The following is a 17214-nucleotide window of genomic DNA, read 5'->3' on the forward strand; positions in this document are numbered from 1 at the left end:
AAATCAAGCATTCAGCAATACTAATTATCTACAGATTCTTCTACCGAATCCTCTATAAAATCATCAGACTCTGAATCATCTGATTTTTTCATCATATATTTATCCAGACCTCGGTAAGCATAGAAAGTTGTCATCAAAAGATTAAAAGCAAAACCAAAGAATAAATACCAGAACACTGCTAAGATAAATGTTATACCATTATTGATGAAAATCAAAACAGCCGGTATGCCAAATATTACTATAAAAGATAAAATCAGCATAAGAAAATTCATTGGCAATTTAAGGATGGCAAAGAAAAAACTGTTTTTATAAAGCTGTTTTAGATTGAGCTCAAAAGTTACCATCATTGGATACAGATACATCTGCATTATGCAAAATAATAAAAAAAGAATAACAATTACTGTGGTCAGAACAGTTTTAATCAGCTCATTTTGAATAAATCCAGCCTGGTTGTAAAAATTCAAATTAACGACAAACACTATTGTAACAACAAAAGCAATCAGACCAGATGCCAGAGATTGTTTAATATTGGATAAAGCATGTTCCTTAAAGTCTGACCAGATAAAAGAGTGTTCCTCTCTGCTATAGTTTCTTAAAACATATACTATTCCTGCATGCACCGGTCCTATGATTATTAAAGAAAGCCCGGTAAGAAGCATTCCAAAAAGGAAAAACATCAAGGTCATCTCAAAGGCTTGTGCAATCAGCAGGTCAGTCCCTTCTTGCACGGTTCCTAAAGCAGCATTAAAATCCAAACCGGGAAACAATGTCTGTATTAGAAAAGAACTGCCAAAAAAAGCAAGCAATAATGCCGGTATGCTAAAAATCACGTACATTATATTAATCAAGGCTATTTTCCAAAACTTGCGGCCGACAATACCAAAAAAAGTTGGTATCGCACCACGATCCAAATCTTCTGGATTTACACCTTTTCCCTCTTTATTGTAATTAAAAAAACCAAAAAAACCTGCCATGAAAGCCTCCATCAATTATTTGTTAATCAGAAAATTATAACGCAGTGCAGACAGACGGTCAATTTGTTCCAACGACTCACTTATAATCGCCTGAATTTTTGCCGCTTTGCCCTTAAATTTCTGTTCCGGCAAGTCAACCAGCCCGAAATTAGCATTCATCGGCTGGAAATTTTTGCTATCGGCAGAAGATACATAATGTGCCATCGCACCAATGACTGTATGCCTGTCAGGCAAAAGTTTTGATCTATTTTCAGAATTAATACCAAGAACCTGTAATGCAGCCTGAAACCCTGCGATTATGCCAGAAGCAGCAGATTCAACATAACCCTCCACCCCGGTCATCTGTCCGGCAAAATACAAATCTGATCTTTTTCTGCAACTATAATCAGCATTTAATATATCAGGTGATTTCATAAATGTATTTCTGTGCATAACACCATATCTTACAAATTCAGCATTCTCTAAACCAGGTATCATCTGAAAAACCCTTTTCTGCTCAGGGAATTTCAATCTGGTCTGAAAACCAACAAGATTGTATAAGGTGGCAGCCTGATTATCCTGACGGAGCTGTACACAAGCAAACGGTTCTTTTTCCGTTCTTGGGTCTTTTAAGCCTACAGGTTTTAGAGGACCAAATCTAATTGTGTCATACCCTCTTTTGGCCATCGTTTCAATCGGCATACAGCCTTCAAAAACTATTTCGCGGTCAAAATCATGTACGGCTGCCAGCTCTGCAGTAATTAAGGCTTCATAAAAATGCTGGTATTCATCTTTGTTAAACGGACAATTAATGTAGTCAGCTCCTCCCCTGTCATATCTTGACTGGCGAAAAGCAATATCATAGTTTATCGAATCAGATGCAACAATCGGCGCGGCCGCATCAAAGAAATGCAAAGTATTCTGTCCCAGTTCTTTTTCAATATCTGCAAACAAGTCACCTTCGGTCAACGGACCGGTGGCAATAACAGTCAATCCGCTTTGTGGTAATTTGTCTATTTTTTGAGTTGTTACGCTTATAAACGGATTGTCCATAATCTCAGAAGTAACCAATTTAGCAAAAGCTTCTCTATCTACGGCAAGAGCACCGCCTGCCGGCAAAGAAGTCTGATCAGCACAACGAACAATTAAAGAATCCAATCTGCGCATTTCCTCTTTGAGCAAACCAACCGCATTTTCCAGTCTGGCCGCTCTCAAAGAATTACTACAAACAAGTTCTGCCATATAAGGCAAATTATGCGCCTGAGTCATATGCCGTGGCTTCATCTCTATTAAATTGACCTGTACTCCACATTGTGCCAGTTGCCAGGCAGCTTCACAGCCTGCAAGGCCAGCTCCTATTACAGTTGCCTGCTTCATACATCATCACCTGAATCTACTGATGTTTTATCAGCAGTAGTATCACTTGTCAGACTGTCATTTGAGGCAGTCTTATCTGATTTCTCTTTAGCCGATTTTTCTGTTTTCTTAGTAGCCTTTTTTTGGTTTGTCGGACAATCTCTATTACCACATTTAGGGAAGGAACGTCCACGGAATCTTTTCCATACCATGTAAGTTCCGCAGGTTTCACAGGTTCTTCCGTCTATGGGTATATCCCAGCTGATAAAGCCACATTCCGGGTCACTTCCTTTTTTATCACAAGTGTAAAACCGGCTATTGCGGTATTTTCTTGATGTTCTGGCAATAAGCCCTGAACCACATAAAGGACATTTACCCTGAACCTGTTCTTCTACGTTTTTGGTGAACTTACATTCAGGATAATTTGTACAGGCTATAAATTTGCCGTATCTTCCTTCTTTTATAACCAGATCGCCTTCATTACAGGTAGGACATTTCTCCCCTGTAGGAACCTCCGGCATTTTTACTCTTTCAACATTATCATTTGCCTTTTCTATTCTTTCGTGAAAAGGAGGATAGAATTGCTCAAGTAGTCTTACCCAGTTTTCATCACCTGACTCTACAGTATCAAGATCTTTTTCCATCCCTGCGGTAAATGTCACATCTACAATATTGTCAAAATGATTTTCCAGCAATTCTGTGACAATAGTTCCTAAATCAGTAGGCAATAGATGACGTTTATCCTTGTCTACATATTTTCTGTCCAGAATCGTAGATATAGTGGGAGCATATGTTGACGGTCTTCCTATACCTTGTTCTTCCATAGCTTTTATCAGACTTGCTTCAGTGTAGCGCGGAGGTGGCTGAGTGAATTTTTGCTCAGGTTTGAGATGATCTAGAATAAGTTTGTCACCTTCACTTAATTCGGGCAATACTTCCTTATTCAAATCGTCACTTTCTTTTTCATCCTCCTGACTACCTTCTGCTGAAACACCATACTGTTTAAGCCATCCTGGAAATTTGACTGTTTCTCCGCTTACTCTAAACAAATGTGTATGCGCAACAATATCCGCAGTCACAGTGTCTACAATAGCAGCAGCCATCTGAGATGCCATAAATTTATCCCATATCAGCTTATATAATCTATATTGGTCATTGGAAAGCTGAGCTCTGATCTTGTCTGGAGGAAGTTCAAAATGAGCCGGCCGAATCGCCTCATGAGCATCCTGGGCTGCATTTTTATTTTTGAATTTCCGTGGTGATTTAGGTAAATAACTATCGCCATACTGTGAAATAATATATTTACGTGCTTCCTGCTCGGCTTCAGGTGAAACGCGCATTGAATCTGTACGGATATAAGTAACTAAAGCAGTTGCTCCGACAGATGGCAGATCCACCCCTTCATAAAGCTGCTGTGCAACACTCATTGTTCTCTTTGAACTATAACCAAGATAACGTGATGCTTCCTGCTGCAGCGTACTTGTTGTAAAAGGTGCATTCGGCTGTTTTTGCCTGCTGCCTTTTTTTACTTTCTGAACCTGCCATTCCTTATTTTCAAGAGATTTCAATAACTCCTGCATTTCTTCAAGACTTTTCACTTTGCGCTTTTCAAGCTTTTTGCCATTAAATTCGCCGTGATATCGACTGCGGAAAGGCGAATCTGCAGCTTGTTTTTTAAGAAAAGCAGTCAAAAGCCAATATTCTTCCGGATTAAATGCTTTTATCTCTCTTTCTCTTTGAACAATCATTCTTGTAGCCACAGATTGTACTCTACCGGCAGAAAGACCTTTACGAACCTTTCGCCAAAGCAAGGGACTTAATTCATAACCTACAAGCCTGTCCAGAATTCTTCTTGCCTGCTGTGAGTTAACTCTATTCATATCTATTGGCCGAGGGCTTTCCACAGCTTTTTTGACAGCAGACTCGGTTATTTCATTAAAAGCTATACGGCACTGACTGTTCTCATCTACTTTGAGCACATGGGCGATATGCCAGGCTATAGCCTCTCCCTCACGATCAGGGTCAGTTGCGATCAAAATTCGATCTGCATCAGCTGCAAGATCTTTTAATTCACGTATTACTTTTTCTTTGCCCTTCATAGTTATATAGCGAGGTTTAAAACCTTGCTTGACATCTACACCAATTGAGGAAGAAGGCAAATCACGTATATGCCCAACCGATGCAGATATAATATAATCATCTCCAAGATATCTGCCAATTGTCTTAGCTTTAGCAGGCGACTCGACTATTACCAGGTTTTTTCCCATTTAATCAATTCCTTTATAAATAAAATAATTTACAGCACAGCTATCAAAAATCTAAAAGTTTATTTCACAAGGAAAGCCAAAATCTGCTTTCCACACAAAATATAGCAGTTTTGTACAAAATATAGCAAGTCTGCATTTCGTCACTTTTTATGACAACATGTACCATTATATACTGTAAAATCACTTATATGTCAAAAAATACCGTCCTCGGCTATTTAATATCCTACCTGAAAGCTCAAGCATAGTAAGACAAGAAGCTGTTTTTTCAATAGATTGGTTAATCTGCGAAGATATATCATTTATATTCATATCACGCTCTGTAAGGCAGCTTAAAATATCATTTGCTATATCAGATACATTAGCTGTATGTCTGTCAGCAGTGCTTTTATCCTCCGTTTTATCATCTAATTCTGATTTTTTCAAAGGACAATCGTATTCATTAATAATTTCATCGATGTCATCCAATAGACATGCTCCATCTTTGATAAGTTGATGACAACCCGAACTTTTCTTTTGCAGAATATTTCCCGGCACAGCAAACACGTCTCTTCCTTGATCTGCTGCAAAAGCCGCAGTTACTATAGTACCACTATATTTCGGAGATTCAGTTATTATAACAATATCTGCCAAACCACTTAAAATGCGGTTTCTGGCAGGAAAAAACTGCCGAATGGGTTTGGTTCCAGGCGGATGTTCACTTATTAGCAGACCTTGATCTGCAATCTTTTTTTGCAGCTCCTTATTCTGAGGTGGATAAAAAATGTCAGTTCCACAGGCAACAACTCCTACGGTTAAGCCTGAATTTTTCAAAACAGCTTCATGTGCTCTGGCATCTATACCTTTTGCCAGACCACTAATAACAACAGTGTCAAAAAGAGCTAATCGTCCGGCGATATTTTCTGTAACTTTCAAGCCATAAGGAGTAGCCTCTCTGGTACCCACAATAGTTACAGCTAAGTATTTTGTCAAAAAAGAATCCAGTTTTGTCCCCTGAAAAAACAATACAGCCGGACAGCCGCTGATTTGTTTTAGCTTCGGCGGGAATTTATTATCATAATAATCAAGGGCAAAAATTTGTTTACCATTCAAAAGACAAGCCTGTTCAATTGCTGATTTACGTTCAGCAGTTTTTTGCCATTGCTTAACCATATTAAGATGGTTTTTCTCAAAATAAATTTTGGTTCTGCCAGTAATATAGGGATCGCAATCTTCAGCTTCAATTGTAGCTTTAAGCTCATTTACCAGTTTGGGAAAATCAAGCTGCCATATACCGTAAAGACCATTCGATTTCTCCAAGATCAGAAGTTGAAATTTGACCGGTAATCTTATTTTACGGCAAAAGTCTACAAACCAGATGGCACAAGCAAGATTTTTTGACTCTACTGTCATAGTTTTTGCAAATATCATATCTTGTTTTCCCTTTATATAATCAGTCCTACTCTTAGTCATACATTCAATTATGTTACTGACAAACATATTTACATTAAAAGCTTTGGTTATACAACCGGCCGCTGTAGTCTATATTGAAAAGCTTCAGCAACATGTTCAGTTTTCACTTGTTCTTCATTTTGAAGATCCGCGATCGTTCTTGCTAATTTTAAAACCTTAATATAACCTCTGGCAGATAGCCTTAGAGTCTCAGCAGAAGAGGCCGTGAATTTAAGAATTTCATTTGAAAACTTAAAAAGACCGGAAATATCATCACTTTTAACCCTGCTGTTTAACTGTTCACTTATTCCATATTCCCGTGTTCTTTGTTTTTGAATTCTCCAGCATTTTTCAATATCTTTTTTCATCTGCCAGATTACCAGCGTAGAATTTTTACCTGAAACACTATCAGGTAATTCATCTCCCTTTAATCTGGTCATTTCTATAGTAATATCCATTCTGTCCATTAAAGGTCCGCTAATTTTACCAAGATGCCTTTTTATTTGTTCTGCATTACAATTACAGGCAGAATCCTTTTCAAGATATTCACCACATTGGCATGGATTAGCCGCACCAATCATCAAAAAATCAGCCGGCCATGTAACCTGATTATTAAGTCTGGAAATATTCACTACTTTATTTTCCAGGGGCTGTCTAAGGCTATCCAAAACAACAGCACTGAATTCTGTCATTTCATCAAGAAACAAAACCCCTGAATGAGCAAGACTACAAAGTCCAGGTGACGGGAAACGACCTCCTCCTGTCAAAGCCGCACGTGTAATACTATGATGCGGGGCATAGAATTTCCGTTCTTTAATTAAACCACTGTTTTGGGCAAGCCTCCCGGCAGCACTGTGTATTCTTGTTATCATCAGTGCTTCCTGATTATCAATCGGCGGCAAAAGATATGGCATAATCTGTGCCAGAGTGGTTTTACCACAACCGGCAGACCCCATAAGCAAGCTATGATGCCAACCGGCGGCCGCCAGAGTCAAACCTCTAACAGCTCTTTTTTGTCCAGCAAAGTTAATTGTTTCTATTTCAGAACTATTTCCTGCTAATTCATCCTCCTGTTCGCAGTTCGCTGTATGCATAATATGCTTTTTAGCTACCAGCTCCAGACAATATTTTTTGTCCAAAGCCAGAATTTTTACAGCCTCGCTCAAACTTGAGGCAGGTATTGGTTTACACGCATCAACCGAATCTGCCTCTAACCAGTTATCTGATGGAACGATCATTTCCTCAATGCCATTTTCCAGACATGCCACAGCCATGCAGATTACACCAGGCAAAGGTTTGACCTGCCCCTTAAGACTTAATTCCCCAAAAACACATGGCAGCCAATCACTTCTTTTTTGACTCAATTGACCGGAAGCAATTAATATTGCCAAAGCAAGAGCCAAATCAAATGAGGTTCCTTCTTTTTTTAACCAAGCCGGAGCATAACTGGCTGTCAGTTTTCCTTGCGGAAAATTAAAACCGCTATTTTTAATTGCAGCATAAACCCTGTTACGAGATTCTTTAACAGCAGAATCCCCTAATCCAACAATTTCGAAATGCGGCATACCAGGCAGTAAAGAAACCTCAATTTCAACAAGAACGCCTTCTATACCAAATAAAGCACATGACAAAATTCTGCCATACTTTACTTTGTTCACAAATATCAACTCCTGTAAAAATCTTAAACCTATCATTCAAAATCTAAGTTTCTTCATTCAAAAAGCTTTGTTTCACGCAATCCGTAAAATTCTACTTCTGCCACTCAAATGATAAACTTATCTAAACAATTATTGGCGTCCTTTTTTCGACAAAAACTGACAATAACATGCATTATCTGTCAAATCTATCTTTTTAGCTGATAATCAGCTAATATTATTGAAGCTGATATTGCCTGACTGGCGATAATCTGCCATAATACCACAGGATAAACATTAATCGGAGGAATAATAAATGCGTCTTGGTATAGTAGGTCTGCCTAATGTTGGCAAAAGCACATTGTTTAACGCAATTACAAAGGCAGGGGCATCTGTTGCCAATTATGCTTTTTGTACAATAGAGCCCAATGTCGGTGTTGTAGCCGTTCCTGATAGTAGACTTGATAAGCTGGCAGAAATTTACAAGCCGGAAAAAATAACTCCCGCTACAATTGAATTTGTGGATATTGCAGGACTTGTACGTGGAGCCAGTAAAGGTGAAGGTCTGGGAAATAAATTTCTAGCCAATATTCGTGAAGTAGATGCCATTGTTCACGTTGTGCGCTGCTTTGATGATGAAGATGTAATGCATGTAGACGGTCAGACTGATCCAGCCAGAGACATTGATACAATAAATCTGGAACTTATACTATCTGATATGGAGTATATGGATCGCAGGATCGAGAAAACAAAAAAAATGTTAAAAGGTGGAGATAAAAAATATCTTGCCGAAGTAGCTTATTACGAAAAACTTGCAGGACACCTGGCTGACGGCAAACCTGCAAGAACCTTGATTACTCAGGAAGATGAGCTTGTTTATCAAAATGATCTCTTCCTGTTGACGCTTAAACCTGTATTATATGTAGCAAACATAAATGAACAGGATATAAACGGTCCAGAACCAGTTTATGTTGATGCCGTCAGAAAGATCGCGGCAACAGAAAATTCAGAAGTAGTCGTTATAAGTGCCAAAATCGAAGAAGAAATATCAACATTAGACGATGAAGAAAAGCAAATGTTTCTGCAAGACCTTGGTTTAACAGAAAGTGGACTAGATAAGATAATTCATGCAGGCTACAATCTGCTTGGTCTAATGTCATATCTTACAGCAGGAGAACCAGAAGTAAGAGCCTGGACAATTCAAAAAGGAACCAGAGCACCTCAGGCAGCAGGCAAAATCCATACAGATTTTGAACGTGGCTTTATACGTGCTGAAGTAATTAATTTTGATGATCTTATAGCTTCGGGAACATATGCTCAGGCAAGAGAAAAAGGGCTGGTAAGATCTGAGGGTAAGGAATATATCATGAAAGATGGAGATATTGTTCTTTTCCGTTTTAATGTCTGATAAATTTGCAACCAGAAAAAAAGATTCGGCAATTCACATTTTTTCAATTTTGTCGAATCTTTTTTTGAGCAAATATGACGAAATACGTCCTACAGAAAATATAGCAGTAAGCCCTATTAATCCAATCCAGAAAGCTTTTCTGTCAACAGTCTCAAACCGATGCGAAAAGGCTATCAAAAGCAAGCTTCCACTCTGATAAAAAGCCCATGCTAAAACATCATTAACAGTTCTCATTTGCAAAGCTGGTAGTTGTCTTACAATATTAATAAGTAAAAAGCAACTTAGCCAGGCAATATTAAGCCAGAAGAATAAATCATAAAAACCTTCTGCCAAAACAATTTTTATCACTATTACAGCAACTATGGCAATAATCCAGACAATGCCGCTTTTATCTTTTTTTAATTTCTTTATATCCATAATCTACTCTGCCTGCTCCGTATCTGCTTTATCAATTTCCTGATAGCGAATACCTCTTGTAGACAATTCCTGCTGAAACATTACAGTTACCTGCTGTCTTAAATCTTCAACACTTGAGCTATTATCAATTTCCCGATCGGCAAGTTTAAGATACTCTTCTTTTGTCATCTGCATCTGCATTCGCCTTTTAGCTTCATCTTCCGACATTCCTCTTTTTCTAAGTCTCTTTAGACGAACACTTTCTTCTGCCCATACAACCCATACCTGATCGCATAGATCAAGAAAACCATGTTTCACAGGTATAGGAACATCAAGAATAACCGCTTTTTCTTTTTTCTCGGATAGCTGCTCAACTTTATAACGCATTTGTTCAACCACATGACGGTGAATAATCGAACTAAGAATATCTAATTTCTTCTTATCCTTAAAAACTGTTTTTGCCATTTTTGATCTATCAAGATCACCTTTTTCATTCAAAACCGACATGCCAAAAATGTCTACAATTTCAGGCAAAGCTACCCCGCCGGATCTTGTTATTTCACGCGAAATGGCATCGGCATCCAGAACTTTTAATCCTGCCTCTTTACATAAAGCAGCCACTGTACTTTTGCCGCAACCAATTCCACCTGTAATACCTATAATAAACATCCACAATACTCCTGTCTAAACTCACTTACACTCAGACCAATTATAACCACGATGAACCTCAGCTATCAGAGGGACGCTTAAAGCAGCTGCACTTTCCATCGCCTGCTGTAAAATAACAGCCGCCTGATCTGCTTCATTTACCGGAGCTTCCACAATTAGTTCATCGTGGACTTGCAAAATCAAAGCTGATTTCATATTGTTTCTTCTAAACTCTGAACTGACTTTTACCATTGCAGTTTTTATTAAATCAGCTGCTGTTCCCTGTACAGGAGCATTCATAGCAGCTCTTTCTCCAAACATACGTACATTACGATTAGTTGATTTTAATTCGGTTATATACCGCCTGCGACCGCTCATAGTCTCAACATAACCCTTTTCATGTGCATTTTCAATCAATCCATCCAGATAGCGACGCACTCCGGGGTACTGTTCATTATAATTCTTAATGTATTCATGTGCTTCTTTGACAGTAACACCTAAATCTCTGGCAAGCCCGAAATCACTTATACCATATACAATACTAAAATTTACAGTTTTTGCAATCGCTCTTTGATCTGAATTAATCATTTCCGGCGGTAAATTAAAAATACTACAGGCTGTATTCATATGTATATCCTGATCATTTGTGAAAGCTTCCAACATCGCTTTATCTTGCGAAAGATGTGCCAACAAACGCAGCTCGATCTGGGAATAATCAGCATCCAGCAATATATGCTCAGGTGCTGCCACAAAGACTTTCCTGATTTGAGCACCGGCTTCACGCCTTATAGGTATATTTTGAAGATTGGGCTCGGAGCTACTCAATCTGCCTGTAGATGTCAAAACCTGGCTAAAAGTTGTATGAACTCTCCTATCTGCTGCAATCAGTTTTGACAAGCCATCGACAAAAGTTGATTTCAGCTTGCTTACCTGCCTATGCGCAATTATTAATTCAATAACAGGATGCTCATTTTTTAATCTTTCAAGTTCATCAGCATCAGTTGAAAAATTACCACCACTTCTTTTTTTGCCGGTTTTAAGACCCAGTCTCTCAAACAATACTTGTCCCAACTGTTTAGGAGAGTTTAAATTGAATGACTCACCGCTCAAATCATAAATCTGCGCCTGCAGCAAATCAATTTCCTTTTGCATACTGGCAGAAAGACTGTTCAACTCTTCACTATCAAGCAAGAATCCATGCCTCTCCATTTCAAAAAGGATTTTTGTCAACGGTATCTCAAGCTCAAACATTAATTTAGAAAGTTTTTCATCTTCGTCAAAAACACTTTTTTGAACAGAGAAAATTTTTGCCAGAGCATCACAATATCTGATTGCATCTTTAAGTTCAGACTCTTGATACGTTCTGTCTCCAGAATCTGTTAATTGCTCTTCACCATCTGCCTCAGAAGATATCGTACCTGCGATTGCTTCACTTAATGAAAGCTGCACCGGCTGATTTGAAACTTCATCAGATGCCTGCCAGAAATCACCGGTAGCTTGCTGATATAATCTTGCAAAATCTGGCTTACCATCAATCTGATTAAGCAGATATCCTGCAATCATAGTATCATGTGGATTTATGGAAAAAGGATTAATGCCAGATATTTTAAGAAAACTTTTATAGTCAAAAACTATTATTGAAGTCTTATCATTAACTGTTTTATCAAGTTCAGAACAAAAAAAGCAAAGATTTTTGCGGCTAATTACAATGTCTTTAGCATTTGCTTTTCCATCAGTGATATCTTTATAGCTTTTAAGCGGGTCGTAAAGAGAAAACAAATAATTATCATCATTAACTGACTTCAGGGCAATTAAAAACTTTTCATCAATCAGCAAATTCTGCTCAATGTTTGATAAAAAATCTGACTTATCAACAATCATTACATGGTCTGGAATTCTTACCTGCTCATCACCACTGAAAGAATCATAATTTTCACCATCTGATGATCTAAGATTAAATTTTTCAATCAAACTTTTGAACCCATATTGGCGAAACTGTTCCAACAAAGACGCTTTGTCAATTTTCTTAATCTTCCAATTTAAAATATTAGAATCAAGAGGTACATCTAAACATATTTCTGCAAGCTGCAAAGATAAATAAGCCATTTCTTTGCTTTCAGCAAGCTTTTTCGCCTGTGATGATGTTATGTCATCAAGATGTTCGTACACTTCATCAAGTGAGCCATATTTGCTAATAAGGCTGATTGCGCCCTTTTCGCCAATACCTTTAACGCCTGGTATATTATCGGAAGGATCACCCATAATAGCTTTTATATCAATAAGTTGTTTTGGATCAACTAAGTATTTGTTTTTTACATACTCAACATCTACTATCTGCGTATCTGATTTACCTCCTCTTGTTAGAGGTTGCAAAACCTTTATACTATCACTTACAAGCTGGAAACTATCTTTATCTCCTGTAATTATAACTACTTCAAACCCTGCTTTAGCGGCTTTGTCGGCCATAGTTCCCAATATATCATCAGCCTCATAACCTGGTATTTCTAAGCGAGGCATACCAAGAGAATCAAGCAAATTTTTCAATAAAGGAATTTGAATTGCCAAATCATCCGGCATGGGTTTTCTGGTACCTTTATACTGATCATATGCCTTATGTCTAAAAGTAGGTTCTTTAAGATCAAATGCAGCACAAGCATACTCTGGTTTAATCTCTTCCATATATTTTGAGAGCATATTCATAAATGCATAAAGAGCACCTGTCGGAGTACCGTCAGGTGCTGTTAAAGGATTTCTGTTATTAAGACCATAGTAAGCTCTATTAATTAAACTATTGCCGTCAAGCAGCATTATTTTGTCAGCCAAAAAATCATCCTCCAATTCTGATTGCTATCCAGTCAAGATGACCTAACTCCTGCTCATTTATTTGTTTTTGCCAATCAGCAAACTGTTCCTGACCGATTTCTATTTCGACAGAAAGCATACTCTCCTGATCGGTGATCTTTTTAAGACTATAAGCAGAATTACTAGTCTCAAGCATAGTTCTGATAGTATCCATTTGTTGATTTATTTCCCATGAAGGCCATGCCGATAAGATCATTATCTCTATATTATCACCATTTTCCAGTGATCCATTACTGGCATCTATTCGAGGTTCATCACTGTCTGAAACTATTTCCGAATTACTCGCATTACTGTCTACAGAAGTATCCAGGGCAGACTTTCTGACAAGAATTCTTAAAGCATCTGCCGAAGATAAAAAACTTACAGTCGCATCAGCATCTACAGATTCACCATTCTCATTATTTGTATCAGTAGTATTATCTGTAATTCTGATTGCAAAAAGATTGGAAACAGCTGCCAGATCAGATAGTTTACCAGTATAAACTGTCCAGCTATCACTTATTTCCATCTCTTTTATCTCACCCTCAACACCACCATTTGCTTGAAAAGTTTCTTCTGAGCTTTCTTCCTCACCCATGATCATATCATCTGACGATTTTTCAATGCCGTCTTCAGCCATAATGGATCCCCCAAAATCCAGCCCCGCAGAATCCACTTCCAAATCGTTTGTCTGCTCCATCGTAGCAATCTCATCAAAACTATCCAATAAGAAAGCTTTATCACTTCTACTATAGGCAAGATCCCTTATCAGAAAACCAGCCACAAAAAGTAAAACTATTATAGCGGCAGATCCAGCCAAAGACTGTGGTCTGAACAAATAATTTAGAATTTTCGCCTTTTTGCCGGTATCTTTTTCAACTGGATCATTCTTCTTTTCTTCTTTTTCTGAAGAATCAGCAGCAACAGAAATATTTTTTCCCTGTTTTTTCTGATCTTTCTGATATTTATTTATGTACATTACGGCTCTTTGTGCCTGCTCATTTGACTTTATAGTGTTCATGATATTTTCATGAACTCTCTCTTTTTCTTCAGCAGTCATCTGAACATTTTCTTCTAACATATTTTTATGTTCAAGCCATTGCTGCTGCACCAATAATTCCGATTTGCAATCCGGACAAGCTTCAATATGACGCTCAAAGGCATTCTTCTCTTGCTCGGTCATTTCACCGTCAAGATAATCTATCATTCTGTTTTCTATATCTGAACATGAAATTTTCATATTTAAGCTCCTTTCCGGGTACCACCCTTATTGCTTAGACGAACCTTTTGTCTTAATTGTTCCAAAAAATCCCGGATCCGTCTCATTTAACTGTTTTAATAACTGTTTTCTTGCCCTAAAAAGCCTTGACTTAACAGTTCCGGCCGTCAAATCAAGCATTTGAGATATCTCCTGATAACTAAAATGCTGAAAATCCCTTAACAACAAAATATCACGCATTGTCTCTGGCAGCTGCATAATAGCATTTCTAATATGATTAACAGATTCTTTTTCTATAATCTGTTCGTCTGGTAATGGACTCGAATCACTGATTGTACCAAGATAAGACAAACCAGAGTCATCTTCTGAATTATCTGTTTCCAAAGAAACTGTTTGATGTCTTGATCGTGATCGGAGCATATCCTTAGTTGTATTTACCGCAATTCTATATAGCCAGGTGTAAAAAGAAGACTTAAAGCCAAAACTGCCTAATGAATACCAAGCTTTAATGAAAGTCTCCTGCGTACAGTCTTCAGCGTCCTCGCGTTTGCCCGTAAGTTTAAGGCAAAGAGCAAAAATCCTAGGCATATAAAGCTCAACAAGTCTGGAAAAAGCATCTGCATCCCCCTGCCTTGCAAGTTTAAGCCATTCAGATTCTGCCGAATTTTGTATGTCAGACATTCAGTATTCCTTTCCAACATAAATCTGAGCATTCGCTTGCTGCAAACACCATAGTGGTCATTATATCATATCCACCGTTAATGATCACAAGACCTTATTCCCTGGTATCTGGACCCGTACCAGAATAAGGATCCTCAGCCATCCGATTAAGTCTTAATCTTCTGGCAACAGGAAGCATAGCAAGACCAAGCAAAATCGCTGCAACCCCTTGCACAGCGTTAAAAGGCAGAGCGATGGCAGCGGTCATCGCACCCTGAGCTAACGCTATAGGTGAGTGTGTCAAGGCATAATAAAACATTTCAAAAATAAAATATCCACTGATCATTATCACTTCACAAATAGCAATAACTCCAGCCGCAGGTAAAATTCCTATTTTAGGATATTTTTTGAACATAATTCCGGCAAAAAGTCCCATAATTCCTTTTATCAGAAAAGTGGCTGGTGCAAAAACAACATATGAGGACAGAATATCTGCCATTGCAGAACCTATTGCTGCACTTACAGCAGCATAAGGACCCATTATCATAGCAGCAGCCATAATAACACCATCACCAAAATTCACATAACCTTTTAATGCAGGCATTGGTATGGGAAACTGAAAAATCATTGTAGCGATCAAAATAATTGCCGCAAGAATTCCCCCATAAGTAATCTTTAGAACAGCTTCACGAATTTTTTCAGGATTTTTATTTTTTCCTGTAAAATCAGACATTATTGTACCCCTTTTCATATCACCTTTTAGTAAACCTTTAATGTATTAAATATAAATATTCAAATCAACCATGTCAATGACAGTAACTTTACAAATATTGACGTTTTTTAACCAAAAACCAATTGAATATTTCTGTTCACAAATATATATTGATATAGATCCCACAATAATAAAGAGTTCTTACATACTCAATATGAGCGGGAAATAATTTCTCTTAGGTGTAATATGGTATTTTCAAGCCTGTTTTTTTTGTATGCCTTCTTGCCGTTATGTCTGCTTTTTTATTTATTTGCAGGCAAAACCAAAACCAAAAATATTATCCTTTTGATATTTTCACTCTTCTTTTATGCTTGGGGAGAGCCTGTTTATGTCCTTTTGATGGTTATGACCGGTATATTAGTTTATGCAGCAGGACTCAAGCTTGATCAGCATAAAGAATCCACCGGCAAAAAAAAGTTCTATTTAACCTTCATTATAATAGTAACACTTGGATCTCTTGCCATTTTTAAATATAGCGGGTTTATTGTATCAAATCTTAACCTTATACCTGGTATTAATATCCCTGTACCAAAGCTCACATTGCCTATAGGCATTTCATTTTATACTTTTCAGACTTTAACCTATGCTATAGATCTTTATAGAGGAAAAGCCAAGGTGCAGAAGTCATTAGCCAATTTCCTGCTATATGTTTCATTGTTCCCTCAACTGATTGCAGGTCCAATCGTAAGATATACAGATATATCAGAACAGATTGATAATCGCAAAATCACATTGAACGGATTTTCAAAAGGAATAAGCAGATTTCTGATCGGTCTTGGTAAGAAAGTATTAATTGCAAACCATGCCGGTGAAATTGTTGCTCAAACTATTGGCAGCAGACTAAACGACCTCAGCACAACAGAAGCCTGGCTAGGTATTCTTGCTTTTGCCTTGCAGATTTACTTTGATTTTTCTGGTTATTCGGACATGGCAATCGGTCTGGGTCATATGTTTGGATTCGACTTCAAAGAGAATTTCAATTATCCATACATCTCTAATTCAATTACAGATTTCTGGCGCCGCTGGCATATTTCACTAAGTTCTTTTTTTAGAGACTATTTATATATTCCACTTGGCGGAAACAGAAAATGGCAGATCAGAAATATGCTCATAGTTTGGCTTTTAACAGGATTATGGCACGGCGCCAGTTGGAATTTTGTTCTTTGGGGACTTTATTTCTTTGTTTTACTAACTTTTGAAAAATTATTCCTGCTGAAAGTATTAGCAAAAATACCGAGATTTTTCGGGCATATATACTCTATATTTACTGTTCTTTTAGGTTGGGTTTTCTTCTACTTTACAACACCCTCGGAAATAGGAATAATGTTTACAAAAATGTTCGCAAATGGAGCCGGCCAGCATTATAATGTAATGGCAGAGATATTATTACAAAATGAGCTTTTATTCCTTGTACTTGCAATATTACTTACCACACCGATTATAAAAGCTGCAGGTAAAGCTCTGGAACAAACCAAAAAAGCCAGAACATATCATCCGGTTTATACCTTTACAGTTGCCGCCATACATTTACTATTGCTGCTATTTTGCACCGCTTCACTGGCTGGTTCAAGTTTTAATCCCTTTCTGTATTTCAGATTTTAAGGAATGTTATAGAATATAAAAAGTTTTATT

13 protein-coding genes are annotated in these 17214 nt (G+C 37.6%); 2 read left to right on the top strand and 11 right to left on the bottom strand.

Translation table 11 applies throughout. The features are described from left to right. Nucleotides 1–20: 20 nt before the first annotated feature. From AC0KSB_RS05840 to AC0KSB_RS05860, 5 genes are all read right to left on the bottom strand, one after another. Nucleotides 21–974 (bottom strand): YesL family protein, encoded by a 954-nt coding sequence (locus tag AC0KSB_RS05840; RefSeq protein ID WP_472307272.1) that lies wholly within the window; start codon nucleotides 972–974, stop codon nucleotides 21–23. Between the two features lie 15 nt (nucleotides 975–989). Further along, nucleotides 990–2330, bottom strand: coding sequence for a methylenetetrahydrofolate--tRNA-(uracil(54)-C(5))-methyltransferase (FADH(2)-oxidizing) TrmFO (gene trmFO, locus AC0KSB_RS05845; protein ID WP_472307273.1), 1341 nt, complete (start codon nucleotides 2328–2330; stop codon nucleotides 990–992). Beyond that, a complete protein-coding gene (gene topA, locus AC0KSB_RS05850) occupies nucleotides 2327–4576 on the bottom strand; it encodes a type I DNA topoisomerase (RefSeq protein ID WP_472307274.1) in 2250 nt (749 codons plus the stop codon). The genes trmFO and topA overlap by 4 nt, the downstream gene beginning before the upstream one ends. A 180-nt stretch (nucleotides 4577–4756) precedes the next feature. Further along, nucleotides 4757–5983, bottom strand: coding sequence for a DNA-processing protein DprA (gene dprA / locus AC0KSB_RS05855; RefSeq protein WP_472307275.1), 1227 nt, complete (start codon nucleotides 5981–5983; stop codon nucleotides 4757–4759). An 89-nt stretch (nucleotides 5984–6072) separates the two neighbouring features. Then, complete coding sequence (locus tag AC0KSB_RS05860) at nucleotides 6073–7662, bottom strand: YifB family Mg chelatase-like AAA ATPase (protein WP_472307276.1); 1590 nt, start codon at nucleotides 7660–7662, stop codon at nucleotides 6073–6075. Nucleotides 7663–7954: 292 nt separating this feature from the next. Between AC0KSB_RS05860 and ychF the strand changes: the two genes are divergently transcribed. Next, nucleotides 7955–9046, top strand: a complete 1092-nt coding sequence (ychF, locus tag AC0KSB_RS05865) for a redox-regulated ATPase YchF (protein ID WP_472307277.1) — start codon at nucleotides 7955–7957, stop codon at nucleotides 9044–9046. A 33-nt stretch (nucleotides 9047–9079) separates the two neighbouring features. On the opposite strand, the gene AC0KSB_RS05870 is transcribed toward ychF, so the two are convergent. From AC0KSB_RS05870 to AC0KSB_RS05895, 6 genes are all read right to left on the bottom strand, one after another. Then, nucleotides 9080–9463 (bottom strand): hypothetical protein, encoded by a 384-nt coding sequence (locus AC0KSB_RS05870; RefSeq protein ID WP_472307278.1) that lies wholly within the window; start codon nucleotides 9461–9463, stop codon nucleotides 9080–9082. A gap of 3 nt (nucleotides 9464–9466) precedes the next feature. Beyond that, nucleotides 9467–10111 (bottom strand): dephospho-CoA kinase, encoded by a 645-nt coding sequence (gene coaE / locus AC0KSB_RS05875; RefSeq protein ID WP_472307279.1) that lies wholly within the window; start codon nucleotides 10109–10111, stop codon nucleotides 9467–9469. A gap of 21 nt (nucleotides 10112–10132) precedes the next feature. Then, on the bottom strand, nucleotides 10133–12913 hold the full coding sequence (polA, locus tag AC0KSB_RS05880; RefSeq protein WP_472307280.1) for a DNA polymerase I: 2781 nt from the start codon (nucleotides 12911–12913) through the stop codon (nucleotides 10133–10135). A 4-nt stretch (nucleotides 12914–12917) separates the two neighbouring features. Continuing rightward, nucleotides 12918–14171 (bottom strand): anti-sigma factor family protein, encoded by a 1254-nt coding sequence (locus AC0KSB_RS05885; protein ID WP_472307281.1) that lies wholly within the window; start codon nucleotides 14169–14171, stop codon nucleotides 12918–12920. 27 nt (nucleotides 14172–14198) lie between these two features. Then, entirely contained in the window at nucleotides 14199–14831 is a 633-nt protein-coding gene (locus AC0KSB_RS05890; protein ID WP_472307282.1) for an RNA polymerase sigma factor, read from the bottom strand. 94 nt (nucleotides 14832–14925) lie between these two features. After that, nucleotides 14926–15543, bottom strand: coding sequence for an ECF transporter S component (locus tag AC0KSB_RS05895; protein ID WP_472307283.1), 618 nt, complete (start codon nucleotides 15541–15543; stop codon nucleotides 14926–14928). A 384-nt stretch (nucleotides 15544–15927) separates the two neighbouring features. On the opposite strand from AC0KSB_RS05895, the gene AC0KSB_RS05900 reads away from it, so the two are divergent. Continuing rightward, nucleotides 15928–17184, top strand: a complete 1257-nt coding sequence (locus tag AC0KSB_RS05900) for an MBOAT family O-acyltransferase (RefSeq protein WP_472307284.1) — start codon at nucleotides 15928–15930, stop codon at nucleotides 17182–17184. Nucleotides 17185–17214: the final 30 nt, after the last annotated feature.

The sequence above is a fragment of the Ercella succinigenes genome (assembly GCF_900002895.1).